Raw genomic sequence first — 26,896 nt, forward strand, 5'->3', positions numbered from 1 at the left:
AAAGTGCTATCTTTGTGGGTCAATTAATTATAGTGTAAGACATGATAAAGTGAGGGATTCAAATCAAATAAGGGTTTTAGAATGTAATAGGTGCCAATTGGTTTATCTATCATCAATCGATCACATTACAGATAAATTCTATGAAGAATCAGGAATGCTGTCCGGTAGATTTAACATTAAAGAATATCGAGCAAACTCGCTACGGGATGATAAGAGGAGGGCAAGATATATTGATGATAATATCATAAATAAAGCAATGTTAGATTTTGGATGCGGCGGCGGTGGTTTACTTCATCTATTAAAAGAGAGAACAAGTCGAATAGCTGGCCTTGAACTTGATAAAACGTTACATAAAATGATTAATGATGAAGGGATTACGTGTTATCAAGAGTTGGGTGATATTAAAGAGAAATTTGATTATATTACAATGTTCCACGTAATAGAACATCTGCCAAATCCTATTCAAGTATTGGTTGAACTAAGAAAGTATTTAGTGCCGAATGGAAAAATAATAATAGAAGTACCAAATTCTGAAGATGCATTATTAACACTCTATAAAAATGAGGCATTTGCAAACTTTACATATTGGAGTTGTCATTTGTTTTTATTCAATGCTTCTACTCTACAGGAGTTATTTAAACAAGCAGGATATAGGGTCAATTACATAAAACAAGTGCAGAGGTACCCATTAAGTAATCATTTGTATTGGCAATCCAATCAATTGCCTGGCGGACATAAAGAATGGAATTTTTTAAATAACTCAGTACTTGATAAGGAATATGAAAGTCAATTAGCAGCTATAGGTAAATGTGATACTTTACTTGCTGAAATATCATTATAATTGGAATCTTATTCAAAGAGAGTAGCCTTAACAATGAATATTATATGTGTAATTGAAAATCAGCATTATCAGAAATCCAGTAATGATTGAATATCGAAGTTAATTAATTGCATAATATGTTTAAATAAAATGTTCGAAGAGGTAGCCGGGAACATTGTTGAGTAGGAGTTTTTAAGGGGAGACTGTGGAAGAAGTGTTCTTGGAGTATCAGGTTCTCATTAGCGGTAACTCCCTATACTGGGAATGTGAGTTGAAATCGATTACGATTCGAAGACGAAAAATTTTTATTTTAGTCACTCCCTATATAGGGAGTGTGAATTGAAATTGCCATAGGGGAACTGGAAACGGTAAACGTGAGGGGCCACCCCCTGTATCAGCATGACTAGAATAAAAATTCATTAGTAGCTACAAATCAAAGAAGATTGCCCATTATTAATAGCTCCCGGGCAATCTTTTCCAATTATATGCTTAATAGATGAGTTGCCTTTCCTTCATCGCCACAACCTCATGCAAGGTAACCCCTTCCATTTCCGCTTCCTCGATATACAGTTTATAGTCTGTTACAGCACGTGCGGTTTCCACTTCATCTTTTTTATTGATCTGAATTTTGTCAAACAGCATATGGGACGGCGCGTTTCCAAATTTACTCTCATGTTTAAAAACATACAATCCACGGGTTGCCATAATTCCTCTAGCAGCGGAGTGGTCAAGATCCCACATATTGACGAGTGATTCCCAGAATACTTCAAGGTCCTCTTTTTGGACACCAGTTTGTGCAGCTAATGCAGGTGTATAATAGCCATAGGCGACGTAGAGTCCATATGGTACGTAAGCTTTCCGTCCCATCTGGCCGTGGCGGGCTTCTGCTTCATCATCACTTGCATCCTTTTGGGCATCGTTGGCATTTGTCAGAGCTACCCTTGTGATTGTCATGTCAAAAGGGGTAATGGGGTCGATGGACCTGGCGAAAGTTAATTGCAGGGGACCGCGGACTTGTCCGGCATTATATTGTTTTCCAGACATTACTGCTCCAAACATACGTACATCATAGTAATTTGAGCACATCCAGTTCCGTGCATCTTTCACGGTATTGGCAGAAGGTTTTTCTTCATTTTCATATCCTAATGCCTCGTATGATTTCTGCTGTTCACGTGAAAGGATTCCTCGATGTTTCACATAGATATCAAAACCTTTCTGATCGCCGCGCGTTATTTGTACGTAATTGCGGATTTTCCTTTTTAGTGCGACGTCCGTGACAAGTCCTTGCATCGTTTCGACATCGACACGCGGAAGATTGCCGGCATCTGGATCTCCGTTCGGATTGCCGTCCCGCACGTCAAAAACCAACATGAAATCATACCGTTTTTCTGGATCATTTAATTGGCTGTACATTCGATGTCCTCCCTTTTTGTCCATAAATCTTCTTTTTCGTGATAGTATCCGAGTGCGAACTCTGCCTGCTCCGTTAACTTCATAGTTGCAGGCAATTTGTCAATTGTAATTAACAGTTTGCTTAGCCTTTTGTCTAAGTTGATTGCACGTCCTTTATTTTTGCCGCTGATTTTCACTAAATGGTATTGTGCGTTTTTAATCAGCATGCCTGTAATTGCTCTTGGGGCAGTTGAAGCCGAGCCGAAATACCGGCTGCTTAGCGTATCTTTTGATCCTGTTGCTTCTCCGTGTATTTTCTCCATTACTGCAAAGACCCTTCCTAACATGTAGGCAGGTGCGGTATTCGTTACGTCCGTTTTCACGGTCCACTCTCTCCCCTCATTTTGACTGATTAACCAACTTTTTAAGACAGCAGCATGTGTAGGAAACATCGCACCCTCTGCTTGGATTCGCTTCAGCAGGGCAATTAGGATGCGGCCAGGTAAAGGAGTACTTCGGAATGTCCAGTTGAACCATTCCTGCACATCTACCCGTTTTAGCTGGGTGCTCGGTTTTTGATAGATGGTTCCAGCTAACGTATATATGCTATACAGTCGGCCACGACCGATTTCCTGAGCTTCCAAAAACCGAATGATTCGTTCTTGGATGACTCCCATCGACTCTTCCAAGTAGCCCCTTACGACAAGACGTCCTTTATTTGCGGATAAGATCAGAAGACAGAAATCGTTGAAATTTGCTTTTTCCTGACGTCCTTTGAATACCTGTTGATACTGATCTTTCATTTCGTTTAGATTAGCTTCATGCAAGAAAGGCATCGCGGTAACAACATTGGCATTGGTTGATTTGCCTCGCAACCAATAGACATACGTAACATCACCTACTGAAAACATATGTTCACCGTGATTTACATTCGGATCTCGTTGTAAGAGATACTCCAATGCCTGTCCGTATTTTAGCTCGCATTCGTAGCAGGTGGGAGAAATTAAAGAGTTCTTTAAGTTATGAGATTCATAGGCATTTTTATTGGCAGAAATCATTTTAGTTCGTTCTCTGTTTACGACAAAATTGATTGAATGACGCTCCATTGCAGGAGCCTCTTCTCCACAAAAGTAACATTGTGTTACAAAAGAATTGCTATCTGGCTTCGGTTGGACGCGTCTTGACCAAAATTTCTGTACTGTTTTTGATTCATGCAAGTATCGTTCATCTTCAATACGAAATACGAGAAAATCGCCAATTTTCATCTTATCTGGTACGAGGATGGGTTGATTAAGCGCTTTAAGCAAGGCTTTCGCATCTCTGTCGTTTGTTTCAGCAACATATTCTTCTAACATTTGCATGTAAGCTTTATGGCGCACTGCACTTCTGTCCTTGTCTTGTCCTCCAGCAGACCATCCAAATGTATAGTCAGGTTTATCAACGAGTAGGATAGGAGTTGCCCCGCTGCCTGAACGAGCTATCGATGGGACGGTCATCTCTATCCGTTCCGCTTCGTTGAATGTAAGCCGGTCACCGTCAATATCTACAATCCAATCGATTCTTTTCTTTTGAAATCCAATGGGTGGAAATAGATCTGGATGCTCTTCAGCGAACTCAATCAGGCGCTTAACGAACAAAGCTTTTCACCTCCTCGAATAGATGCTCGGGAATATGCATAACACCATCTTGGACAGAAGCATTGAAAAAGAATGGAATTACTGTTGTCCCGTTTTGCGGATACCGATAATCGAAAAACATCGGCCCGATTTCCTCTGTCCACTTAATCGGCGTATCTGTTGCAGACACAGGACCGAAATTAGCTGAAAACTCTCGGGTGCCAAGATACGGTCTTGAAAAACATTGTCCTTTTTGAATTCGCCGGGTAAACATAGCCTCATATTTTTCAATCGGCTGCTGTGTGTCAGGTTGTAGAACGATTTCCGCGCGGATGATATATGCTGCATCCTTGAGATACAGGCTGTGCCGTAGTTGCCGCATATCATCTGCGTACCTATCTTCCGGTTGCTCGATAAATTTCTTGGTGATCGTAGCCTTATTTTCCACTTCATTTCTAACTATGGAGTGAAAGATGGGAGGCTTTAAGACAGAAATAGAACAGATACGATACCGAAACTCTGGTTTCCAAAGGATTGCTTCCAAAATACCCCGAGCAGCCGAGGCGGTCATGAGTGGATAAGATACCCGTTCCACTTTTCCTTCCGGACGTGTGAATAGTGCACCATCTCCCCAAACTTTCACCTGTACTTTTGTAGTTTTTCTCAACCGATTCCCCCCTTAAATTAGTAAAATACCAAGCTCATCGTCGTAAGGACCTGTCCAGACAGGAATTCCTTTAATATATTCAATATGGTGGTGCATAGAAAAAGGAGCTTGGGCAGTATATGGCTGTACCTTTCTCCACCAAAGTCGTGTTTTATTTTCATCAAGCCATCCTTGCTGAAATCCACTTGACTGCGGGCAAAGAACAGTGATACCATGCGAGTCAATCATTTTAAACTTTTCCGCCATTGTTTCAAACTGAAGAGTATCCTTCTCGGTAATAGGCGATTTTTTAAAATCCAAGTCAAGGACTCTTCTATAATAAGAAGCCATCGTAGAAGAAGAATAAAATACTGATGTCCCATTCTCTTTTAAAAGCCGTTCTAATTGCCGAACTCCTGACTCATAAGAAGGGGACGGATAATTCGGTTTAGGCCAAGTAAATAAATATACTTGTCCAAGTACTTGCTCACTATAACGATTGCATCGGCCGGCAGCTTGTATAATAGCAGGCAAAGGAGCCATTTCACGGAATAAACACTGAAAGGATAAGTCTATCCCCGATTCCAATAACGATGTTGAGATGACGAGTGGACGATTTTTTATCTTCCCTCTGATTTTCTTAACCTTTTCTTCCCGTGCGTTTGCGGTGAGGGATGTGGATAAATGGTATACTGGCCGATCAGGAAATTGTTTGACCGCAAGTTTATAAAGCTGCTGTGCGCGTTTGCGCGTATTAACGATAATAAGAGTGGAATCGTTAGTTACCTTTTCTAACAGGCTTTGTTCAGTCAATTGACCCAATAAGGAATAGTTAACCCTTCGAGGTGTTTCGACAGGAGGAGCGATAACTTTGGGTAGATGATGCAACTTCAGTTCTTGTATTGCTTTACTAGTGGTGAGGGGCAGGGGTGTTGCGCTAACAAGCAAGACGGTCATGTCAAAATGCTCTTGTAATACATCTAACATCTTTAATATTGATGGAAGTAGCTGTGAAGGAAGTAAGTGAAATTCATCTAAAATCAAAACGCTTCCAACCAGACGATGCACTTTGCGCAGCTTCCAAGGCTTGTTGGAAAATATACTGTCGAACAGTTGGACAGTCGTCGTTACAATGAAATTTCGATCCCAATTTTCTATCGCCAGGCGTGCACCGCTCGTTGTCTCTTCTTCGTTTGAAATAGTTTTCGGGTGAAAGGCGCTATGATCTTCAATTACATGCTCTTTGCCGAACAAATCCCTGTAAAGGGCACTAATTTCCGAAGTTAGTGTAATGAGCGGGAGTGCCGTGATAATACGAGACTTGTTGAATCTCTTGGCATGCTCCAAGGCGAATGCTAAGCTGGCAAGGGTTTTTCCGTAGCCTGTGGGTAATGTAAGTTCGAAATATGAACCAACTTCAGTGCCTTTTAGCTCCGCTGCTTCTCTAAATGCAGTTAGTTTGTTTTCAGGAAACTTCCTGACGAATGCATGAAATTTTCCTTGGAATGTATGAAAGGGAAAAGCATCATAAACTCTTTTAGATGAACGTTCTTTGTTGAAATAAGCTTCCGTATCCAACCAATCCGCATCTATAACTGCACTAAATACAAATCTTGTTAAAGCTGCACAATAGATCGGGTCATGCCATTGTGGCAGGGCAGGAAGATTACGGAATACTTCTGCTTGTTCTAAAACGAATTGCTTTACTTCTGCCGAAAAACCTTCATCTGAAAACTCATCATATAGTTTTAAGAATGAATGATTCATGTCATATAATCCGCGATGGTGACCGGCAATCATGTTTTCTATTAAATAGGAAATCGTCAGGTGTGAGTGTGTGAGGGAAGACCTATGTAAAGAAAATAAATAGGCGCCTGGTAACGCATGTTTGACGGAACCCCTGTGTGCAATTTGTGTTTTAACATAGGATTGGAAATCAGGATGAGCTTTACCGATATCATGACATAGCGCAACGATCGATGAGAGTCTGCCTTTATCAAAAGGATTGGTAAATTCTGCGGCACGCCGTCCGACCGCATGTAAGTGGTCAGATAACTGATGAGGATCATTAGGAGAAGATGGGTTGAAATGCGCTATTAAAGCGTTTGATAGTCTAAGAGTCATGTCACTTTTCACACATCCTTCTTAAAAAGAAATTAGGATAGAGAAATTTGGCGGAAAAAAGATAATCTTTAATTGACGGAACTCTTAGATGAATTAGATTAACGATAACATATAACAAGATTGAATTAATGTCAATGGAAATGAAAATAACCCTCCAACAAGTTAGGAGGGCGGCTAAACATCAAAACAAGATTGTTTCAATCCACTGTCCGCGAATCAAATGGAACTTATCTATTCGATGACAGGCAAATGCAGCTTATTTTTTATGCAAGTTTAACAGCAATTTAGTTTATTAGCTAATATAAAATTTATTTAGCCACTCAAAAAGTCTGAGTTTTAATTTACCAAGCAATAAAGGATTTCCTACATAAATTCGATTTTTCAAGTCAAAATGAAAAATGCGAACCCTAAGTGAACATGAAAAACTTGGGAGGTTCGCGCATGAAAGAAGCAAGGATATCTCATATACAGGTGATTTGTAATGATGAAATTGTATATAGGGAACAGGCAGACACAATATATTGAAGATGGTATAATGCAGATACAATATTTTGCAGTCACTCCCTGTATAGGGAGTGTGGATTGAAATCATTTTTTTGAGTTCCAACATTAGGTGTTTCAAATGTCACTCCCTGTATAGGGAGTGTGGATTGAAATAATAGAGGAAAGCATACTGACAAGCGAAGATTTTAGTCACTCCCTGTATAGGGAGTGTGGATTGAAATACCCTCTTCATCTGCACCACCCTCCCTTTCTTCGTCACTCCCTGTATAGGGAGTGTGGATTGAAATAGAACACCGGCAGCAGCGAAAACTACGAACATACGGTCACTCCCTGTATAGGGAGTGTGGATTGAAATTTTCATTATCTGAAACTATGCTGACTGAAGAAGGTCACTCCCTGTATAGGGAGTGTGGATTGAAATGAACAATATCAACCATCTTGGAGCAAAGGGTTGCAGTCACTCCCTGTATAGGGAGTGTGGATTGAAATGGCTCCCCCATTTTTCCCTTGCAATGTGGGCAAATCGTCACTCCCTGTATAGGGAGTGTGGATTGAAATATTCCATAGGCCTGTTGAAATGAACTGAATATGTACGTCACTCCCGGTATAGGGAGTGTGGATTGAAATGACAAAGCTGTTATATCAATGCCAAACCGGCTAAGTCACTCCCTGTATAGGGAGTGTGGATTGAAATACAGAAAATGTTGACCAACATCTATATATAGGTAGTCACTCCTTGTATAGGTAGTGTGGATTGAAATAAGACTGCATGAAAGCTTGTCCACTTCTCCTTAAGTCACTCCTTGTATAGGGAGTGTGGATTGAAATCAATAACTCCGCAACAACAACCGCACTTACAAAGTCACTCCTTGTAAAGGGAGTGTGGATTGAAATATCCCCAAAAGAAATTGACAGTTGAGGAAATTGGTCACTCCTTGTATAGGGAGTGTGGATTGAAATCGAAAAATTTCGGATACCAGGTTCTCATTGAATTCAGAATTGTTCCAGAACCTGGTACCGAACATTATTTAATATTTAGTGTCCGGAGGTCAGAGAATTCTTTTCTAGACAAGGTATACTATAATGCTTTTAATATTGAAATATAGAAGATAGAGCAAGGTGATGCTATGGCGGGATTCTTCAGGCCTGTGCCACTAATTATTAATACTCCGGAGTATATTGAAAAAGTTGCCGGTCGTATCTTCAATGAAGAGTATATTGGGCATAATATTAGCATATCAACCATAAAGGAAGACAATGCTCCCTTTATAATTGTTGGTGGAAAGGAGCCTAATATATTAATAGACGATATCGTTTTGTTTCAAGCATATGGTCTTTTCGCTAACCATCAATATAATGAGGAATATGGCATAAAATATTTACAAAGCATGCCTGTACAAACTATCACGTTAAATAGAAAAGATCTTCGCGAATATTACATATTTCTGATACCAGGTTCTCATTGAATTCGGAATTGTTGAAAAACCTGCTACCGAAAACTGATTAAACATTATTGTAAAACTGGAATAATGCCTATACTAACCGATATAAACAACGGCACAGCAAATTTGAATTACTTGGAGGCAGCAATTTTGAAATTAATTATCGGTGAACAACATATTGAGTATAAAGAGATACCATCAGCGGATGAAGTGATTGAGCTGATTAACGAAAGCGTGACGCAAGGCCATTATTTCAGCCATTTCATTGCCGACGGCGAAGAAGTTTACGACGAGCATGAGGAGTATTTGGAAAGCAATTTAGACGAAATCAAGGATCTAAAGGTTGTCATTAAAACAGAAAAGGAATTTGTGAATGATGTCCTTCTATCGGCTGAGGAATATTTGCAGCGTGCAATTCCTGATATGAGCTTACTTGTCGAGGGCTTTAATCGTGTTCCGACAAGTGATATTTGGGACAGGTTTGAATTGCTATTGGGCGGGATGGAGTGGCTAAATGATATGCTTAAAGTAGTGACAAATAGTAAAGAACGTCCTACAAATTGGGAACTATTCCAACAGTTGAAGTCCAACATGCAAGCGGAGTTGTTAAAGATTCGAAAAGCGATGGAAAAGAAAAACACCAATCAAATTTCAACAATTATCAAGAATGGTCTCTTGCCGTTTTTTGTTCAACTTGAAGAGGAATTTGGGAAGACGATCGATTCGGAGTTTGTTCGGAAGGATCTGAATTAATGATGAAACAAGATGCAATGTATTACATTTCGAAACTTGGATTAGAACCGCATCCGGAAGGCGGGTATTATAAGCAGACGTTTGTTTCGAATGAACAGGTAACCGATAAGGAATTATCCGTCACGTATGATGGGAAGAGAAAGCTTTATACGAGCATTTATTTTCTTTTAACGTCCACTGATGTGTCACATTTTCATCGGTTGAAGTCGGATGAGTTGTGGTATTACCACGCGGGTAGCTCATTAACCGTACATATACTCCATGAAAATGGGACGTATGAAGAGATTAAGCTTGGGCTGAACCTTGAGCAAGGGGAAGTCCCGCAAGCACTCGTTCCTAAGAACTCTATCTTCGGATCATCTGTTATGGAAGAGGATGCTTTTTCCTTAGTCGGGTGCATGGTGTCTCCCGGCTTTGAATTCGAGGATTTTGAGATGTTTACACAGGAAGAGCTGCTGTCAAAGTATCCTGAGCAAGAGGAAATCATTATGAAATTAGCTTATGAAGTGCTTCCGGAATAAAGGGGGTACTTTGAGATATGCCTACCTGTTTTCGAACAAATGGAGAAGGAATTTGGAGAGACGATTGATTCGGAATTTATTCGTAGGGATTTGAATTAATTATAGTTCTTAATTTAAACACCTACCTGTTAGTAGCCAACACACCTAACAGGTAGGCATTTTTATTTTATCTATTTATGTCGTTTAATTCAGAACTTTCCTATGTTAAACTAACTATTTAGAGACAAAAAATAGTTAACTGGGGGATTATTTAAAATGACCGAAATGCATAAAAAACCAACTATACTAATCTTAGGTACGTTCCATATGGGCGAGACTGCGGACGCCTATGTTACAGAGACGGATGACTTATTTTCAGAGACGAGACAAAAGGAAATCAAGGAGGTAGTGGAACGGTTATCTGCATTCAAACCGACAAAGGTGGCTGTCGAGGTGGAGAAGAAGTGGGATGCAGCTCTAAATGAAAAGTATGATGCGTACATAAATGGCGACTATGATTTAGAGATGAATGAAGTGTTTCAGCTTGGATTTAGGATTGCAAAAAAAGCAGGTCTTCCGAAAGTGGATGCGATTGACTGGATGGAAAAAGGCTCTAGGCGAAAGACTTCCGGAGAGGTCTACCAATGGGCGAAGGAGAATCAGCCGGAGTTATTCCAGGAAATTTTCGGTTGGTTGGAAGACGGGCATGATTTACTTGCAATCGGAAATCGAACAGTAAAAGAGTGGTTTTCCTATGCGAACCAACCGGAAGTGATTAAGCAACATCATCGTATGAACCTGAACATCGCCCGATTAAAAGAAGCGGAAGCATATGTCGGCATCGACTGGTTGGTCTGGTGGTATGAGCGTAATTTAATCATGTTCTCTAATTTAATGGACTTAGCGACTTCAGGTGATGAGCGGATTTTGTTCATTGTCGGATCGGGCCATGTTGAGATTGTTGGGAATTTCCTACGTGAAAGCGGAGCGGTCGTGATTGAGCCAGTGCTGCCGTATTTAACTTGATGGGTACTGTAATGGTATAGGATAATTTTAATTCATAAGATGCCTTTCTACCTCTGCAATTTTAGGTAATGAAGGTGTCTTTTTGATTTGTAGCTTGAGCATTTTTGCTTTGTTTCTTCGATTGCGTATGAACCTTGCTGTTTAAGGGTAAAGAAGAGGTAAACAGCGAAAAGAGTGGTGCGGTTATGTTTGGGATTGAAGACGATTACATAGCGCCGGATAAAGCGGTAGATGCGATTGAAGAATTTGCGGGTAGGTATCCAGGTTATCGGCGGGCGCATCCGAAAGGAATTGCTTTTGACGCAAAATTTGAGCCGAACGGGAATGTGGCATCCTTGACTAAAGCGCAACATTTGCAAGATGGAAAAGTTCAAGCTGTTGTCCGGTTTTCCCATAGCACCGTGACGCCTGATCCGCCTGAATGGCTTGTGCCGATCAAGGGGATGGCGGTCCAGTTTTCATTGCCGGATGGCGGAGTTACGAACTTGACGATGGCGAATGTACCAGTGTTCGTAACAAAAACGCCTGAAGCGTTTGTCAGGTTGCTAAAGATGATGACGAATGGTGAGCTGTCATGGCGTGAAAAGTGGCGTGTCCTCCGGAAAGATCCTGAATATCGGACGGTGTTAGTCCTCTTGAAGCAATTGAAACCGACTACAAGCTTTGCGGAGGAGACGTACCATGCACTCCATTCGTATTACTTGGTGAACGAGCAAGACAAGCGGCAGGCTGTACGGTTCAGGTGGGTGCCTGTCCTTGAAGAGAATAAGGGTCTGTTAACCGGGCATATGGATGATTTGGAGACTGAGCTGATAGAGCGTATGAAAAGCGAAGATGTGCAATTTCGCCTAATGGTCCTGATAGCAGGAGAGGGTGACCTCGTGGATGATCCAAGTGTCAGGTGGCCGGAGGAACGGCCGATGATTGAAGCAGGAATTCTGACACTGAAATCAGTGAGGGAAGACGCAGCAGAGTCCCTCGTTTTTGATCCGACAATGGAAGTGGAAGGGCTTGAATGCTCGGATGATCCGATTCTCCGATATCGGTCTCCAGTTTATGCGGAATCGTCGGGAAGGCGATTACGGGAGGAACGGTTGCCTAAATAATAGTGATTTAGTAAGACAGCCTAAAAAATCTGCATTTTGCGGATTTATTAGGCTGTTGGTGTTTTTTTATTACCTTCCAAACATGTCATTCAATTCAGAACCTTCCTGTGATAAACTTACTATAAAGAGATATTAATAGGGTAGGTGAGAATCGATGCAGACAAAACCGGTATTACTTTCGAAGCTGATGCCGCCGATGCCGTCCGTTACATATATGCGAAGGGCGACATTCATTAAAAAGATGAAAATGGCGAAGCGGGTGAAGCTTACGCTGTTGCATAGTGGTGCGGGTTACGGGAAGAGTTCCGGACTGGCAGCTTATTTTCATGACACGCGAGCGTTATATAGCTGGTATTCCGTCACGCAGGAAGATGATGATATCCTTCCGTTCATCACGTATTTGACCGAAAGTATCCGACGGGTTTGTCCGCATTTTGGAGACTCGCTATCCGAGTGGGATACGCCCGAGATGTTTCCGAGGGAAATGGATCTTGAGCGTTGGCTTGCTTTGTTTATGAATGAGCTTGTTGAAATAGAGCGACCATTTTTCATCGTTATTGATGATTTCCATTACGTTGACCACGTTTTTCAAATCACTTATTTAATCGAAAAGATGATTGGGTTGTTGCCACCACAAGTTCATCTCGTCGTTGCTACGCGGAATCGTCCGCGTTGGTCGGGTTTGGTTAAGTTGAAATTGACGGGACAATTGAACGAATTGGTAGAAGAGGATCTTTTATTCTTAGAGGATGAAGTCTCGGTTTTCTTTGAGGATTATTTTGACCAGATCTTGACTTCTGATGAGGCGGCTTCGATTATCAGGTTGACTGAAGGATGGGCAATTGCTGTGAATCTGTTGGCTATTCATCTTGCAGGAGCAGAAGGTGATTTGGCGGTTGAAATGAAACCCGCGTTGCATGATTTATTTGCCTATCTTTCAGAAGAAGTTTTCAATCGGATGACTGGGGAGGAACAGGAGTGGGCACTATCTTTTTCCATTTTTCCTATGTTTTCCGAGGAACTTATTGAATCTTTTTACGGAGATAAAGCTGTTTCAATTCTTCAAGAGCTTGCGGGCCGACATGTGTTCATTCAGGCAATCGGTGAAGGGTCCTACCGCTATCATGCCCTTTTCCAACAATTTTTGGAGAGGAAGTGGCAGACGGTCAACATGCAGCAATATGAGGAAATTCAAAAGAAAGCGGCTGAATTTTATCTCCATCGGAAGGAGCCGATTCAAGCCATTTCTCACTCAATCAAGTGCGGGGATGGACAGTTCATAGGAAAAATAATAACAGAAAATGGGTCTTCATTAATAAAATCAGGACAGTTCGAATGGCTACTTGAAATACTAAAGGGACTTAGTTTTGAAATGCGGGAGACTTATTATCCCCTTTATTACTATGAAGGGGAGGCCCATCGGTATCGCGCATTTTACGAGAAAGCAAGGGAAGCTTATTCAAAATGCATTCAGATTGCCGAAAAGGTAGGCGATGATTATTATGCGGGCAGAGCAAATGCAGGGATCGCTCATATTTACTTGGATACAATCCAACCCGGATTGGCGGATTCTTATTTAATGAACGCGATTCTATTAGCTGAAAAAAGTGAGAATACCACACCTCTTGAAATGGAGTTATTAAAACGGCAATTTGCGGAGAATCTTGTCAATTTGGGAAGAGCGTCAGCAGCGGCAGAATGGGTGGAACGGGAAATTCACGATAAAAGCATTTTGCGAGAAGGAAACTTGGATGCACGGATTGCGTTGAGAAGGGGCAATTTAATTGAAACTCAAGCTATTTTGTCTTCAAGAGTAGACGATTCCACACTGCCCGATGCCCATCGCGAAACAGACGTCTTGCTTTCTTTGGTTTATGCGATGACAGGCCAAACCGAGCAGGCAATGGAAAGTGCAGCAAAGGGAATCAAGTTAGGCGTCGCCGAAAAATCAGGTTTCATCGAAGCAGTTGGCCGCATTCGAATGGGACATTCGCAAATACTTGCCGACCCTACCGATTTAATTACACCTAAGGAATTTTACATACAGGCGATTCAACGAATGGACGAGTTGAATGTTTCACGCGGCAACGCGGAGGCCTACATGGGGTTATCCATATTGGCTACAAAGGAAGGGAATTATTCCGAAGCAATCCAATACGGAAAAGCGGGTTTGCATGAAACGGAACGTGTGAATGATGGTTGGTTGTCGGGATTAATACATGTCGGCTTGTCGATTGTCTACTTTTACGCGCGCAATGAAAAGGAAAGTGAAAGGCATCTCCAAGAAGCGGAGCGGATATTTAAGGAATGCGGAGATCATTATGGAGAGATGGTCACTGCATTTTGGCTCATGGCAATCTATGACCGAATGGCTGATGATGATTTATTCCGGACTTATTCAAAACAATGCTTCTCCCTTATGATGACGCATCATTACTCATTCTTTTTATCATCCGATACTCTATTCGGCCCGTTCGACCGCCAATCCATCCATCCGTTAGTGCTGAAGGCGGCGCGCTTGCTTCCTTGCGATGAAGGCATCCAACAAGCGGTCCACTTCCTTCAACTTGATGATGCTGTATCCCATCCCGGTTACAAATTGGACGTTCGCGTCTTAGGACCATTCACAATGTATCTTGGATTCGACGAGGTCGATGAGCGGAAATGGCAGCGGGATAAAGCGAAAGAACTTTTCCTTTATTTACTACTGAATAAAAATCGATACGTTCCGAAAGAAGAAATCATGCAGGCATTATGGATGGATGCCGATGAGAAAAGCGCTGACCGGGATTTCAAGGTAGCACTGAATGCTTTATTAAAAGTAATTGAACCAAAACGTAGCGCAAGGGAACCATCCTTTTTCATCCTTCGCAAACAAACGATGTACCGGCTGAATCCAAAAGCCGAAATTCGAAGCGACTTGGATCAATTCAATCAACATATGGAAAAAGGACTTTCGGAAAAAGACGCAAAACAAACCGTCGAATCCTTACTGAAAGCAGCTTCACTATACAAAGGAAAACTATTCGAGGAAAAATTATCGGTTGAGTGGATAGCCCATCAACGCGACCAAACCGAACAGCATTTCATCCAAGTAATCGAAAGGCTCGCCCAATCCTTCACCCGACTGCGTGATTACGGCAAAACAATCGAATGGGCAGAACGGCTATTGCATATTGAACCGACATGGGAAGAAGCCTACCGCCTACTCATGTACGCACACTACCAACTCCAAAACCGCCCGCAATCAATCAAGTGGTACATGAAATGCAAAGCAGTTCTACAAGAAGAATACTCAATCGAACCAATGGAAACAACAGAGCAGATGTATAGAATGATCATGAACGAATTGTAAGGAAGCAGAGTGGGGGCTTCCTTTTTTTGTTAGATTCTATTAATGGGAGAGTCGATGGAGTATTTTGTTGTTCAATGGGAAGTCAGTGGCAGTCTACGGAAAGTTCCTGGCGTTAAATGGGAAGTCAAAGGGGATCTATGGGAAGTCTCCGACGTTCTACGGGAAGTCGACAGGATTCTATGGGAAGTCACCGCCATTCTACGGGAAGTCCCAAGCAATTTCATTCCCGCAGGAGTCTATATGCACTTAGAACCCCCTGATGAGCCAAATGCACTTAACCAACAATGCCCTTTTAAAAAGAAATTACTAATTGATTTGCAGTAGTTGATTGTAGTGGAGGGCGGCGACTCCTTGGGGATTAGCGGGACAGGTGAGACCCTGGACGGAGCGCAGCGAAGGAAGCGGCTCACCGCCCGCCCCCAGGAAAGCGTCCGCCAGGAACGGAAAGCAACGGCCATCTTTAGTCCATGTAACTGAAATGCAACTCCCATCCCATAGAGTAATAGACAGAAAGAAAGCGGTTACAAAAAACAGTAGGAGAGAGGAGTTGCAGTATGAAGAATAAATCGTGGTTGTTTTTATTACTTGCATTGATGCTTGTCATCAGTGCCGCTTGTAGCAAATCAGACGGTGGCAAAGCGTCCACAAAAACGGACGATGACGAAAAAGCAACAACACAGTCAAATGAGAATGAACAAGAAGAGGAAGTATTAGGCACAATTAAAATCGGTGTCCTTGCCTCCCTGACCGGCGCCCTTGAATCATACGGAAAGCAAACTAAGCAAGGCTTCGAACTTGGTCTTGAGTATGCAACAGGCGGAACAATGGTCGTCGCAGGAAAGAAAATTGAAGTCGTCTATGAAGATACAGAAACAAAGCCAGAAGTCGCCGTAAAGAAGGCAACAAAATTGCTTGAAGAGGATGAAGTCGACTTCCTTGTCGGATCATCAAGCTCCGGTGACACACTCGCTGTTCTTCCCCTTGCAGAGGAATACGAGAAGATCATGATTGTCGAGCCGGCAGTTGCGGACAGCATCACAGGCTCAGAGTTCAACCCGTTCATCTTCCGGACAGCGCGTAACTCTTCACAAGATGCTGTAGCGGGTGCGGCGGCGATTGCGGGACCTGGTGTGAAAATTGCAACATTCGCACCGGACTATTCATTCGGATGGGACGGCGTTGCGGCATTTAAAAAGGCGGCTGAAAAACTTGGGGCTGAAGTTATCCTTGAAGAATTCGCTGACCCAGCTGCAACTGACTTCACTTCCAATTTGCAGAAGATCATTGAAGCAAAACCGGATTATATGTTTGTCGTTTGGGCTGGCGCTAACTCGCCATGGAACCAAATTGCAGACTTGAAGATGCAGGAAAAAGGCATCAAGATTTCAACGGGTGCACCGGATATCCCTGCACTATCCATCATGGAGCCACTTGTAGGCATGGAAGGGTTCTCCGTTTACTACCACACGCTTCCTAACAACCCAATCAATGATTGGCTCGTCAAGGAACATAAAGCGAGATACAACGGCGATGTTCCGGATCTATTCACACCGGGAGGTATGTCGGCGGCAATCGCAATCATTGAAGCTTTGAAGAAAACAGACGGTGATGCTGACGGCAAGAAGTTGATCAAAGTAATGGAAGGCATGTCTTTCGAAACTCCGAAAGGGAAGATGACATTCCGGGCGGAAGACCACCAAGCGCTTCAGACGCTTTACTCCATAAAGCTTGAGAAGCAAGATGGCATTCCATATCCGGTGCCTGTACTTCTAAGGGAATTGTCGCCTGAAGAGACTGAGCCACCAATCCAGAATAAGTAAAAGAAAGAAGGACAGTTTGACAGTTTGTACTGTCCTTCTCAATTGGATGAAATCCCCCTGTTTCATCCAATCGAGAAGGGCTGAACAGGTGGAAGGAGGAAACAATGTGGAACCGATCATTAAAACAGAGAATTTGACGATCCGCTTCGGTGGACATACGGCAGTTTCCAAAGTGGATTTTGAAATGCCTGCAAAACAGTTGAAGTCGATCATCGGTCCGAACGGTGCGGGGAAAACGACGTTTTTTAATTTGCTGAGCGGTGAATTGAAAGCGACGGAAGGCGAGGTCTATTTCAAAGGAATCCCGATCACTTCGATGTCAGCGGTAGCACGGGCAAGAATGGGGCTTGGCCGTTCATTTCAAATTACGAACGTTTTTCCGAATTTGACGGTACTTGAAAATGTGCGTCTCGCGGTCCAGTCGAAAGAAAAAATCAGGTATAAGATGTACCGCCATTCCATGCATTATACAAAGCTTTTGGAGGAAGCGCACAGGCTAATTGAAGTCGTCTTGCTGCAAGGAAAGGAATACGCCATTGCGAGCCAACTTTCCCATGGCGAAAAGCGCAAGTTGGAGATTGCGATGCTATTGGCGCTTGATACGGAAGTGCTTTTATTGGATGAACCGACTGCGGGGATGTCGCTTGAGGAAGTGCCGGCAATCCTTGACGTCATCAGGGCGATCAAACAGACAGGAGAAAAGACGATTCTCCTGATTGAACACAAGATGGATATGATACTTGACCTATCGGATTCGATCATGGTGCTTTTCAACGGCAAACTCCTTGCAGACGGGAGTCCTGAGGAAATCATGAACAATGAGACCGTTCAAAAAGCGTACCTGGGAGGCTTATATGATGAAAACCTTGCTGAAAGTTGAGGAACTCCACACGCATATCGGACAATATCATATCCTTCAAGGCGTTTCATTCGAGGCACGCGAAGGGGAAGTGAGTGTGCTATTAGGGCGTAACGGGGCTGGAAAAACAACGACCTTGAAAACGATCATGGGGCTGACGCCGGCTTCGAAAGGGACAATTCTTTTTGAAGACGAGGACATCAAAAAACGCCCTACATATGTAATTGCCAATTCGGGAATCGGTTATGTCCCGGAAGACCAGGGAATATTCGCTGATCTCACTGTCGAGGAAAATATGAAAGTGGCAATGCGCAAAGAGGATGATGCGACGCTTGCTCGTCAGGAATATGTGTTGGATCTTTTTCCTGATTTGAAGACGTTTTGGAAAAAGGACGGCGGTCATCTGTCGGGTGGGCAAAAACAGATGTTGGCGATGGCAAGGGCATTCGTCCATGAAAGCAAGCTGTTGCTGATCGATGAACCATCGAAAGGGCTTGCTCCGATTGTCATTGAGAAAGTGATGGAAGCAATTACCGAAATGAAAAAAAGTACGACGATCGTACTTGTTGAACAGAATTTCTTCATGGCAAGCAGGATCGGGGACCGGTACACGCTCATCGATGACGGTGCGACGGTACATGCGGGCGCGATGAAAGATTTGATACAGAATGAAGAATTGAAACGAAAATACTTGGGGATCGGGTGAAGGGGGCTGCACGATGGAATTACTTATCAATTTGACGATCAACGGCTTAGCGACAGGCATGCTCATCTTTCTTCTTGCTTCCGGATTGACCCTTATTTTCGGTTTGATGAGCGTGTTGAACTTTGCGCATGGTGGTTTGTTCGCATGGGGTGCCTATTCCGGGGTGTGGTTTTATTCGCTCACGGGTAGTTTTTTCCTTGGTATTTTAGGTGCGATTCTGACGGGGGCTATCCTTGGATTCATTACAGAAAAGCTGATCATCACGCCGGTTTACGGGAATCACGTTCAGCAGATCCTCATTACACTTGGTTTCATGCTTGTGTTGACGGAAATGTTGAAAGTCGTCTGGGGACCAAATCAGATTGCGGCGAAAGTGCCGCCGTACTTGGCGGGTAGCTATGAGTTTGGGGATGTCCTTATCATTAAGTACCGATTATTCATCATTTTCGTCGGGTTTCTTATCTTTGGCATCTTCCAATATATGCTGCAGAAAACAAAAATCGGTCTTGTTGTCCGCGCTGGTGTTATGAATAAGGAAATGGTGCAGGCACTTGGCATTAATATTAAACGAGTCTTTCTATACGTTTTCATGACGGGTGCGGCGCTTGCAGCATTGGGTGGTGTGTTGTTTGCCCCGTATTCCGGTGTGATTTATGCGGAAATGGGATTCGAATTTGCGATTTTGGCGTTTATCGTTGTTGTCATTGGGGGAATGGGCAGTTTTTCTGGATCGTTATCAGCGGCTATTCTTGTAGGATTAGCGGGAAGTTATATGGCCTATTACGTTCCGGCACTTTCACTTGCGGTCAATATGATGCTTATGGCAATCGTATTAATCTTCCGTCCGCAAGGGCTTTTCACGGCAAAGGGGTGACGGCATGAAACGGAAATTTCAATTGAATCATTACTTACTCGTTGTGATCGTTCTTGCGCTTGTCATCTTCCCGTTCGTTTCGGATTCAAGGACATGGACCATTTTATTGACCCAAATATTCATCTTCTCAATCCTTGCGATGAGTTATGATATTTTGCTTGGCTATACGGGAATCGTTTCGTTCGGGCATGCGATGTTTTTCGGGATGGGGGCGTATACGACTGCTGTCATGTTGAAAAGGATCGAACCGACGATGGGCATGTTCATCCTTTCAATCGGAGTCGGGATGCTTCTTGCGGGACTGATCAGCTTCTTTATCGGCTTGCTTACGTTACGATTGAAAAGCCACTTCTTTGCGATGCTGACGCTTGCCGTATCCGGATTGTTTTTAGTACTTGCCGAGAAATGGCGGACATTGACCCAAGGGAATGACGGATTTACGTTCAAGGCGCCGGAATTTTTCAAGGATCGCGTCATGTTTTATCTCGTCGCTCTTGCATGTCTCGTTCTTGTGTATTTATTCCTGCGAAGATTTGTGAATTCACCTTTCGGGAGAGTGCTTGTTGCCGTCCGGGAGAATGAACAGCGGACACGATCCCTTGGCTTCAATCCATTGCATTATAAGGTAATCGCTTCGGTCGTTGCGGGAGTCATTGCGAGCCTCGCCGGTTCGTTGTATGCCGTATCGCTCCGGTTCGTCAATACGAGTGTGTTGACGATGGATATCACGTTGGATGCGTTGCTGATGACGATCATTGGTGGAGTGGGGACGTTGATCGGGCCGATCGTCGGTGCTGGGGTGATCGAATTGGCGCAGCATTATTTATCTGGCTTGGCAAAGGAGTATCCGATTTTTGAACGATGGATCATCTTCTTCGGCATCGTTTATATCCTTGCTGTCGTCTTCTTCCCAAGAGGTATAGTCGGGACAGTGCGGGAACAGATCTGGAAGCGGAAGACGAAAAAGGATGGATCGAAACCTGTGCCCAAGAAGGAGGTTTTATAATGGTCGTCGGGATTGTCAGTACTGGCGTTTATATTCCTGAATCAAAAACGACAGCAGCAGAAATCGCGGAACGTGCTAATTTACCCATCGATGTAGTGAGAGAGAAGATGGGCATCACTGCAAAGCCGATACCAGGTGAGCATGACCATACTGTAGCGATGGGGATTTGGGCGGCCCAAGAGGCAATGAGGAAGGGGCAAATCGAGCCGAAGGAAATCGATGTCATCATCTATATCGGGGAGGAACATAAGGAATATCCACTCTGGACGGCCGCCATAAAGATGCAAGAGGAAATCGGGGCTTATCATGCATGGGCGTTCGATGTAGCGCTTCGTTGCGGCACGACAATCATGGCCATGAAAGTGGCGAAAAGTCTTATGGTGGCTGATCCTACTATCCGGACGGTTCTTTTGGCGGGCGGTTATCGCAACGGCGATTTCATCGATTATGAAAATGAACGGACACGCTTCATGTTTAACTTGGGCGCAGGCGGAGCGGCGATGATTTTACGGCGAGATCATATGGAGAATATCATTCTTGAAACGGAAATCGTCACGGATGGTTCATTTTCGGAAGATGTAGTTGTGCCAGTTGGCGGAACTAAGAAGCCATTGACAGCGGAGGATTTGGAGAACGGATTATACCGTCTTGACGTGCTTGATCCGGTTGGAATGAAAACAAGGCTTGAACAGAAATCAATGCAAAACTTCCTGCAAGTTATCCGGGGTTCATTGCAAAAAAGCGGATTTACCGAAAAAGAGATCGACTATCTTGCCATTTTGCATATGAAAAGATCCGCGCATGATTTCGTATTGCGTGAACTTGGATTGACGGATGACCAATCAATCTATTTGCATGAATTCGGCCATATCGGCCAGATGGATCAGATTCTTTCAGTGGAGTTGGCCCAAGATGCCGGGAATTTGAAAGACGGCGACCTCGCAGTCCTTGTCAGTGCGGGAATCGGCTATGCATGGGGTGCGGTGACGGTGAAATGGGGAAAAAGTGAGGAGGAATAACGGGTGGCACTAAAAAATATAGCTTTGTCGAACAACGAACGGATTGCGTATCGGGAACGGGAAGGCGGCGATCAGGTCGTTGTTCTCGTCCATGGGAATATGACGTCGTCGAAGCATTGGGATGTCCTGATCGACAGGATGGACCCGGAGTATAAAATCTATGCCCTTGATATGCGGGGGTTCGGGGAGTCTACTTACTTTGAAAGGGTTTCAGGCATACGGGATTTCTCCGATGATTTGCATGGATTCATTGAAGCGCTTGGATTGAAGGGTTTCGCCTTGGTCGGCTGGTCGACGGGCGGGGCGGTTTGCATGCAATATGTTGCGGATCATCCGGGAAAATGTGAAAAACTTGTCCTCCTTGCTTCGGCATCGACAAGAGGTTACCCGTTTTTCGGCACGAAGCCGGACGGTACCCCGGACTTGGAGCGTCGTTTGCAGACGTTTGAAGATATTGAGCAGGACCCCGGAAAGACTTTGGCGATTCAAGGAATGTATGATACGGAAAATCGGGATGGACTTAAAGCGGTTTGGAATGCGTTGATCTACACCCACCAACAACCGCTTGCTGATAAATACGAAGAATATGTAGATGATATGCTCACCCAACGGAATCTTGCGGATGTGTACCATTCGTTGAACACATTCAATATAAGTCCGTTTCATAACGGTGTCACGGAAGGCAGCAACCAGGCGAAGGATATCACGATTCCGGTACTTGTCCTACGTGGCGATCGGGACAATGTTGTGACGGAGAAAATGACCAATGAAATCATGGAAGATCTTGGGGACAATGCGACGTTCATTTCCCTCAAGGATATGGGGCATTCCCCGCTTGTCGATAACTTGGAAAAGCTGACTGCAACGTTCGAAGCGTTTTTGGCGTAAGGAGCTGACGGAATGAGACTAAAAGGGAAAGTCGCAATCATCACTGGAGGAGCGAACGGCATCGGTCTTGCGGCATGCGAGCGTTTCGCGGAAGAAGGGGCTGCTGTCGTCATGGCCGATTTCGATGAAGCCGCGGGCAAGGAACAAGAGGTTTTATTCAGGGAAAAGGGTTATGAAATCACTTTTTGCCAAGTAGATGTCGTCGACCGCGAAAGTGTTGCTCAGTTAGTTGAAAAGACAATTGAGCTATATGGAAAGATTGATATTTTAATAAACAATGCGGGGATTACGAGGGATGCCACATTGCTGAAAATGGAGCAGGAAGATTTCCAACGTGTGTTGGATGTGAACCTTACTGGCGTCTTCAATTGCACGCAAGCAGTCGTTCCGCATATGGTCGCCGCTGGAGCTGGAAAGATCATCAATACATCTTCAGTGAGTGGCGTTTACGGGAACTTTGGGCAGACGAATTATGCTGCAACTAAAGCGGCTGTGGTTGGCATGACGAAGACGTGGGCAAAAGAGTTCGGCCGTAAAGGAATCAATGTAAATGCAGTGGCACCAGGATTTACAGCGACCGCGATGGTTCAGAAAATGCCTGAGAAGGTCATTAAACAGATGGAATCTGCGGTTTCCTTGCAAAGGCTTGGAAAACCGGAAGACATCGCCAATGCCTATTTGTTTTTGGCAAGCGGCGAATCCGACTATGTGCACGGACATGTTCTGCATGTCGACGGCGGCATAACAATGTGATGGAGGGAGGGGGATCACCGTGTTCCATGAGCAAGGCTGGATAATGAAAAGAGCCGCACTTTCTCCCGAACGGATTGCGTTAATCGATATCCACGCGGATGTGCGCTGGTCATACAAAGAGTTGCAAAATCGGATAATTCGGTGGGCTTCCTTTTTCCGTGGGAAAGGGTATCGAAAAGGGGATAGAATCGCTGTTTACTCCCCAAATAAACCTGAGCTATTTGCCGTTTTATTCGCATGTGAACAAATGGGGCTGATTTACGTTCCGTTGAACTGGAGAATGAGCCGCCCTGAATTGCAAGCTCTTTTAGAGGATTGCACGCCCGTGTTGGTCCTATTCGATAATAGTTTTGAAGAATCAATTCAAGGATTGAATGTCGCCGAGTCAATCTCCCTATCTATCATTCAATCTTTAATGATGCAAGATAATTGGTCTTTCGTAGTTGACGCGGTGCGTACGGACCCTTGGATGATCATTTATACAGGCGGTACGACTGGCATGCCGAAAGGTGTCATGCTGTCGTACGAAGCGGTGAATTGGAATGCTCTGAATACGATTTTGAGCTGGGGATTGTCCGAAGAAGATACGACCGTCAATTATATGCCACTCTTTCATACGGGCGGATTAAATGCCTTGAGCATCCCTTTGCTTATGGCGGGCGGCAGCGTCGCGGTCGGGCACCAATTTGACCCGGAAGAAGCATTGAAAGTGACGAATAAATACGAAGCGACAATTTCATTATTCGTTCCGACGATGTACCAGATGATGATCCAGACGGAGTGCTTCCGGCAATCATCGTTTCCTTCAATGAAAGTATTCTTATCAGGCGGCGCGCCATGCCCGGCGACGGTTTATCGTTCATTCCGAGAAAAAGGGTTGCGGTTCAAGGAAGGATACGGATTGACGGAGGCGGGGCCGAATAACTTTTTCATACGCCCGGAAGACTCGGCGCGTAAGATCGGATCGGTTGGGAAAAGTATGCTGTTCAATGAAATTCAGGTGTTGGATGAAAATGGGGACGCTTGTAGAAAAGGAGAAATCGGCGAGCTGTTGGTAAAGGGGCCGCATGTATTTTCGGGCTATTGGAATAAACCGCGTGAAACATCAGAAGCCGTGCAGGATGGGTGGCTACGTACGGGGGATTTGGCGAAAGTCGATGAGGATGGCGACACGTTCATCGTCGGAAGAAAGAAAGACATGATCATTACAGGCGGCGAAAATGTCTATCCACAAGAGGTCGAGCAATGTCTCATCAACTATTCCGGTATCCGCGAAGCTGCCGTAGTAGGCATGGCGGATGAAAAATGGGGCGAAATAGTAGTTGCTTTTGTGGTAGCGGCTGATGAGGATTTGAATAATGACGCAGTCATTGCGCATTGTCGAGCCTCTTTGGCCACCTATAAGATTCCGAAGAAAATTGTAGTTTTGGATGAACTGCCGAAAACGCATGTCGGCAAAATCGATAGCGGGTACTTGTGCAAGATGCTTATCTAATGAAAAGCGCCTCGAAAGTCAGGTTTTTGACTTGGAGACGCTTTTTTGTGTGGGGGTTATTTTAGTATATGGGAAGTTCACGGCATTCTATGGGAAGTCACCAGCATTCAATGAGAACTAATCACGGATCATACCTATTCAACAGACGGTTTCGGCGTTCACGAACATTATTCGCTTCCAAATCCCTTGCCATCTGGTCTTTCCGTAATTGGCCATTTATTCGCGGGTCCTGCAATCGTAAGTTATTCCATCTTTCATTACCGACTACCTTCCTCACTTTTTCGATTTCATCTTCAAAAAATAACATGTCCATTCCTCCTTTCTACATGCGTAGATTTGAGGGAAAGGAACATATACTTTTCCCCTCTCTCTACAATACGCAGACAAATGGAACCCACGAAGGTATATGCACAGGGCAAAATGATAATTTTGTTTAGGGAATCTAAATAATTTTGACCTATTTATAGCAATCTTCGATTATAATAGAATTTATAATAATCATAATATATGATGGGGGAATTGAAATGGACTACTTATACAACCCATATGCAACGATTCGTCATACCGCGTTCGCAAGAAAAGGGATGGTCGCTACGTCTCAACCACTTGCTGCACAAGCGGGAATTGAAGTTATGCAAAAAGGGGGCAATGCAGTGGACGCAGCCATAGCGACGGCTGCTGCGTTGACAGTTGTTGAACCGACTTCTAATGGAATCGGCGGCGATGCATTTGCACTTGTCTGGATGAAGGATACTTTATATGGGTTAAATGCATCCGGCCAAGCACCGGAAGCGATGACATTAGAGGCATTTAAAGAAGAGGGGCATGAAAAAATTCCAACTTGGGGGTTCAAGCCAATTACAATCCCGGGCGTGCCGGCGGCTTGGGCCGAACTTTCGAAACGGTTCGGCAAAATCCCTTTAATCGAATCGTTAGCACCTGCTATCCGATATGCGGAAGAAGGTTATCCGTTAACTCCGATTTTAGGGAAGTATTGGCGAATTGCATATAACCGGTTCAAATCGCTTGATTCTGCGGATTTTGATGAATGGTTCAAAACGTTCGCACCCGATGGGAAGCCACCAGCGACAGGCGAAATGTGGAAGTCTCCGGGACACGCGAAAACATTGAGGGAAATCGGAGAAACGAACGCGGAGTCCTTCTACAAAGGCGAGTTGGCGGACGCGATTCACGAACATGTAGCTGCGAACAATGGCTATTTGCGAAAATCAGATCTTGAGAATTTCAAAGTCGAATGGGTCAACCCGATCTCTACAAATTATAAAGGCTATGACGTCTGGGAAATTCCTCCGAATGGACAAGGCATGATTACGCTTATGGCTTTGAATATCTATGCTGAAATGAACCCGCCTCTGCCAAACGATGTGCGTACATTGCATGAACAGATCGAAGCGATGAAATTGGCATTTACAGATGGAAAAGCGTTTATTACCGAAGAAAAAGACATGCCGATTGACGTTGCACACTTGCTTTCAAAAGAGTATGCGAAGCAGCGTGCATCTAAAATTACGGATAAGGCAACAATTCCTGACCCATATGAATTACCGAAAAGCGGCACAATCTATTTGGCGACAGCGGACGAAGAAGGAAATATGGTGTCATTCATCCAATCGAATTATATGGGCTTCGGCTCGGGAATCGTCGTGCCGGGAACGGGAATTGCCCTTCAAAACCGCGGCGTAGACTTCTCATTGGACCCAATGCATCCGAATGCATTAAAACCAGGAAAACGAACATATAATACGATCATCCCTGGATTCCTGACGAAGGACGGGCAAGCAGTCGGACCATTCGGCATCATGGGCGGCTTCATGCAACCGCAAGGCCATTTCCAAGTTGTTGTTAATACAATCGATTATCATTTGAATCCGCAAGCCACATTGGATGCGCCGCGTTGGCAATGGATCGAAGGGAATAAAGTGCATGTCGAACCAAATTTCCCGAACCATCTTGCACAAGCACTCACAAGATTAGGGCATCAGATTGTACCAACACTTGATAACGGCTCGTTCGGAAGAGGGCAAATCATTTGGCGGAATCCGGAAACAGGCGTCCTTGCGGGCGGTACTGAATCACGAACGGATGGAACGATTGTAGCTTGGTAATTAAATAGTTGGAATAAAGCAACACCTTCTCATTCGAATTTCCGAATCAGAAGGTGTTTTTTCAGT

Annotated in this window: 23 protein-coding genes and 1 CRISPR repeat array; of the genes, 18 read left to right on the plus strand and 5 right to left on the minus strand. The window is 44.0% G+C overall.

Features of this window, described 5'->3' with window-relative positions:
• The first annotated feature begins 97 nt into the window (after nt 1-97).
• Nucleotides 98-841, plus strand: coding sequence for a class I SAM-dependent methyltransferase (locus P5G49_RS04830; RefSeq protein WP_301242354.1), 744 nt, complete (start codon nt 98-100; stop codon nt 839-841).
• Between the two features lie 468 nt (nt 842-1,309).
• Here the strand turns inward: P5G49_RS04830 and cas7c are convergent, their stop codons facing one another.
• From cas7c to cas3, 4 genes are read right to left on the minus strand one after another with little or no spacing between them, the layout of a single operon-like run.
• Nucleotides 1,310-2,233, minus strand: coding sequence for a type I-C CRISPR-associated protein Cas7/Csd2 (cas7c, locus tag P5G49_RS04835; protein WP_301242355.1), 924 nt, complete (start codon nt 2,231-2,233; stop codon nt 1,310-1,312).
• Nucleotides 2,218-3,849, minus strand: coding sequence for a type I-C CRISPR-associated protein Cas8c/Csd1 (cas8c, locus tag P5G49_RS04840; RefSeq protein ID WP_301242356.1), 1,632 nt, complete (start codon nt 3,847-3,849; stop codon nt 2,218-2,220). The genes cas7c and cas8c overlap by 16 nt, the downstream gene beginning before the upstream one ends.
• Entirely contained in the window at nt 3,839-4,495 is a 657-nt protein-coding gene (gene cas5c / locus P5G49_RS04845) for a type I-C CRISPR-associated protein Cas5c (RefSeq protein WP_301242357.1), read from the minus strand. Before cas5c ends, cas8c begins: the two co-directional genes overlap by 11 nt.
• Before the next feature lie 12 nt (nt 4,496-4,507).
• On the minus strand, nt 4,508-6,610 hold the full coding sequence (gene cas3, locus P5G49_RS04850; RefSeq protein ID WP_301242358.1) for a CRISPR-associated helicase Cas3': 2,103 nt from the start codon (nt 6,608-6,610) through the stop codon (nt 4,508-4,510).
• A gap of 544 nt (nt 6,611-7,154) precedes the next feature.
• Nucleotides 7,155-8,062: a CRISPR direct-repeat array (repeat unit 33 nt; unit sequence GTCACTCCCTGTATAGGGAGTGTGGATTGAAAT).
• A 167-nt stretch (nt 8,063-8,229) separates the two neighbouring features.
• On the opposite strand from cas3, the gene P5G49_RS04855 reads away from it, so the two are divergent.
• The 16 genes from P5G49_RS04855 (at nt 8,230) to P5G49_RS04930 (ending at nt 24,704) form a co-directional block, all read left to right on the plus strand.
• Nucleotides 8,230-8,568, plus strand: a complete 339-nt coding sequence (locus P5G49_RS04855) for a hypothetical protein (RefSeq protein ID WP_301242359.1) — start codon at nt 8,230-8,232, stop codon at nt 8,566-8,568.
• Nucleotides 8,569-8,694: 126 nt separating this feature from the next.
• On the plus strand, nt 8,695-9,297 hold the full coding sequence (locus tag P5G49_RS04860) for a DUF8042 domain-containing protein (protein WP_301242360.1): 603 nt from the start codon (nt 8,695-8,697) through the stop codon (nt 9,295-9,297).
• A gap of 2 nt (nt 9,298-9,299) precedes the next feature.
• Nucleotides 9,300-9,818 (plus strand): cupin domain-containing protein, encoded by a 519-nt coding sequence (locus tag P5G49_RS04865; protein ID WP_435877189.1) that lies wholly within the window; start codon nt 9,300-9,302, stop codon nt 9,816-9,818.
• Between the two features lie 255 nt (nt 9,819-10,073).
• Nucleotides 10,074-10,823: a DUF5694 domain-containing protein gene (locus P5G49_RS04870; RefSeq protein WP_301242362.1), complete on the plus strand. Its 750-nt coding sequence runs from the start codon at nt 10,074-10,076 to the stop codon at nt 10,821-10,823.
• Nucleotides 10,824-11,008: 185 nt separating this feature from the next.
• Nucleotides 11,009-11,929, plus strand: coding sequence for a catalase (locus tag P5G49_RS04875; protein ID WP_301242363.1), 921 nt, complete (start codon nt 11,009-11,011; stop codon nt 11,927-11,929).
• A 154-nt stretch (nt 11,930-12,083) separates the two neighbouring features.
• Nucleotides 12,084-15,284 carry an AfsR/SARP family transcriptional regulator gene (locus P5G49_RS04880; protein ID WP_301242364.1) on the plus strand — a complete coding sequence of 1,067 codons (3,201 nt, stop codon included), beginning with the start codon at nt 12,084-12,086 and terminating at the stop codon, nt 15,282-15,284.
• A 54-nt stretch (nt 15,285-15,338) separates the two neighbouring features.
• Nucleotides 15,339-15,608 carry a hypothetical protein gene (locus P5G49_RS04885; RefSeq protein WP_301242365.1) on the plus strand — a complete coding sequence of 90 codons (270 nt, stop codon included), beginning with the start codon at nt 15,339-15,341 and terminating at the stop codon, nt 15,606-15,608.
• Nucleotides 15,609-15,838: 230 nt separating this feature from the next.
• The gene (locus P5G49_RS04890) at nt 15,839-17,104 is read left to right on the plus strand and encodes a substrate-binding domain-containing protein (RefSeq protein ID WP_301242366.1); all 1,266 of its coding nucleotides are present in this window, start codon (nt 15,839-15,841) and stop codon (nt 17,102-17,104) included.
• 106 nt (nt 17,105-17,210) lie between these two features.
• Nucleotides 17,211-17,984, plus strand: a complete 774-nt coding sequence (locus tag P5G49_RS04895) for an ABC transporter ATP-binding protein (protein WP_301242367.1) — start codon at nt 17,211-17,213, stop codon at nt 17,982-17,984.
• Nucleotides 17,962-18,669 (plus strand): ABC transporter ATP-binding protein, encoded by a 708-nt coding sequence (locus P5G49_RS04900; protein ID WP_301242574.1) that lies wholly within the window; start codon nt 17,962-17,964, stop codon nt 18,667-18,669. Before P5G49_RS04895 ends, P5G49_RS04900 begins: the two co-directional genes overlap by 23 nt.
• A 13-nt stretch (nt 18,670-18,682) precedes the next feature.
• A complete protein-coding gene (locus P5G49_RS04905) occupies nt 18,683-19,543 on the plus strand; it encodes a branched-chain amino acid ABC transporter permease (RefSeq protein WP_301242368.1) in 861 nt (286 codons plus the stop codon).
• Between the two features lie 4 nt (nt 19,544-19,547).
• Nucleotides 19,548-20,549, plus strand: a complete 1,002-nt coding sequence (locus P5G49_RS04910) for a branched-chain amino acid ABC transporter permease (protein WP_301242369.1) — start codon at nt 19,548-19,550, stop codon at nt 20,547-20,549.
• Complete coding sequence (locus P5G49_RS04915; protein WP_301242370.1) at nt 20,549-21,568, plus strand: 3-oxoacyl-ACP synthase; 1,020 nt, start codon at nt 20,549-20,551, stop codon at nt 21,566-21,568. Before P5G49_RS04910 ends, P5G49_RS04915 begins: the two co-directional genes overlap by 1 nt.
• Nucleotides 21,569-21,571: 3 nt before the next feature.
• Nucleotides 21,572-22,456, plus strand: a complete 885-nt coding sequence (gene phaZ, locus P5G49_RS04920; RefSeq protein ID WP_301242371.1) for an intracellular short-chain-length polyhydroxyalkanoate depolymerase — start codon at nt 21,572-21,574, stop codon at nt 22,454-22,456.
• A 12-nt stretch (nt 22,457-22,468) separates the two neighbouring features.
• Nucleotides 22,469-23,209, plus strand: coding sequence for a 3-oxoacyl-ACP reductase FabG (gene fabG, locus P5G49_RS04925; protein ID WP_301242372.1), 741 nt, complete (start codon nt 22,469-22,471; stop codon nt 23,207-23,209).
• Between the two features lie 19 nt (nt 23,210-23,228).
• Entirely contained in the window at nt 23,229-24,704 is a 1,476-nt protein-coding gene (locus P5G49_RS04930; protein ID WP_301242373.1) for an acyl-CoA synthetase, read from the plus strand.
• A 121-nt stretch (nt 24,705-24,825) separates the two neighbouring features.
• On the opposite strand, the gene P5G49_RS04935 is transcribed toward P5G49_RS04930, so the two are convergent.
• Entirely contained in the window at nt 24,826-25,011 is a 186-nt protein-coding gene (locus P5G49_RS04935) for a hypothetical protein (protein ID WP_301242374.1), read from the minus strand.
• Between the two features lie 217 nt (nt 25,012-25,228).
• Here P5G49_RS04935 and P5G49_RS04940 point away from each other — a divergent pair, with 217 nt between their 5' ends.
• Nucleotides 25,229-26,830: a gamma-glutamyltransferase family protein gene (locus P5G49_RS04940; RefSeq protein WP_301242375.1), complete on the plus strand. Its 1,602-nt coding sequence runs from the start codon at nt 25,229-25,231 to the stop codon at nt 26,828-26,830.
• Nucleotides 26,831-26,896 lie beyond the last annotated feature (66 nt).

Source organism: Sporosarcina highlanderae (assembly GCF_030433715.1).
In the GTDB taxonomy this organism is placed as follows: domain Bacteria; phylum Bacillota; class Bacilli; order Bacillales_A; family Planococcaceae; genus Sporosarcina; species Sporosarcina highlanderae.

Coding starts and splice junctions, on each gene's coding strand:
- cas7c (WP_301242355.1), bottom strand. CDS start 2,233: ATGTACAGCCAATTAAATGATCCAGAAAAACGGTATGATTTCATGTTG.
- P5G49_RS04855 (WP_301242359.1), top strand. CDS start 8,230: ATGGCGGGATTCTTCAGGCCTGTGCCACTAATTATTAATACTCCGGAG.
- P5G49_RS04865 (WP_435877189.1), top strand. CDS start 9,300: ATGAAACAAGATGCAATGTATTACATTTCGAAACTTGGATTAGAACCG.
- P5G49_RS04870 (WP_301242362.1), top strand. CDS start 10,074: ATGACCGAAATGCATAAAAAACCAACTATACTAATCTTAGGTACGTTC.
- P5G49_RS04875 (WP_301242363.1), top strand. CDS start 11,009: ATGTTTGGGATTGAAGACGATTACATAGCGCCGGATAAAGCGGTAGAT.
- P5G49_RS04880 (WP_301242364.1), top strand. CDS start 12,084: ATGCAGACAAAACCGGTATTACTTTCGAAGCTGATGCCGCCGATGCCG.
- P5G49_RS04885 (WP_301242365.1), top strand. CDS start 15,339: ATGGAGTATTTTGTTGTTCAATGGGAAGTCAGTGGCAGTCTACGGAAA.
- P5G49_RS04890 (WP_301242366.1), top strand. CDS start 15,839: ATGAAGAATAAATCGTGGTTGTTTTTATTACTTGCATTGATGCTTGTC.
- P5G49_RS04900 (WP_301242574.1), top strand. CDS start 17,962: ATGAAAACCTTGCTGAAAGTTGAGGAACTCCACACGCATATCGGACAA.
- P5G49_RS04905 (WP_301242368.1), top strand. CDS start 18,683: ATGGAATTACTTATCAATTTGACGATCAACGGCTTAGCGACAGGCATG.
- P5G49_RS04910 (WP_301242369.1), top strand. CDS start 19,548: ATGAAACGGAAATTTCAATTGAATCATTACTTACTCGTTGTGATCGTT.
- P5G49_RS04915 (WP_301242370.1), top strand. CDS start 20,549: ATGGTCGTCGGGATTGTCAGTACTGGCGTTTATATTCCTGAATCAAAA.
- fabG (WP_301242372.1), top strand. CDS start 22,469: ATGAGACTAAAAGGGAAAGTCGCAATCATCACTGGAGGAGCGAACGGC.
- P5G49_RS04935 (WP_301242374.1), bottom strand. CDS start 25,011: ATGTTATTTTTTGAAGATGAAATCGAAAAAGTGAGGAAGGTAGTCGGT.
- P5G49_RS04940 (WP_301242375.1), top strand. CDS start 25,229: ATGGACTACTTATACAACCCATATGCAACGATTCGTCATACCGCGTTC.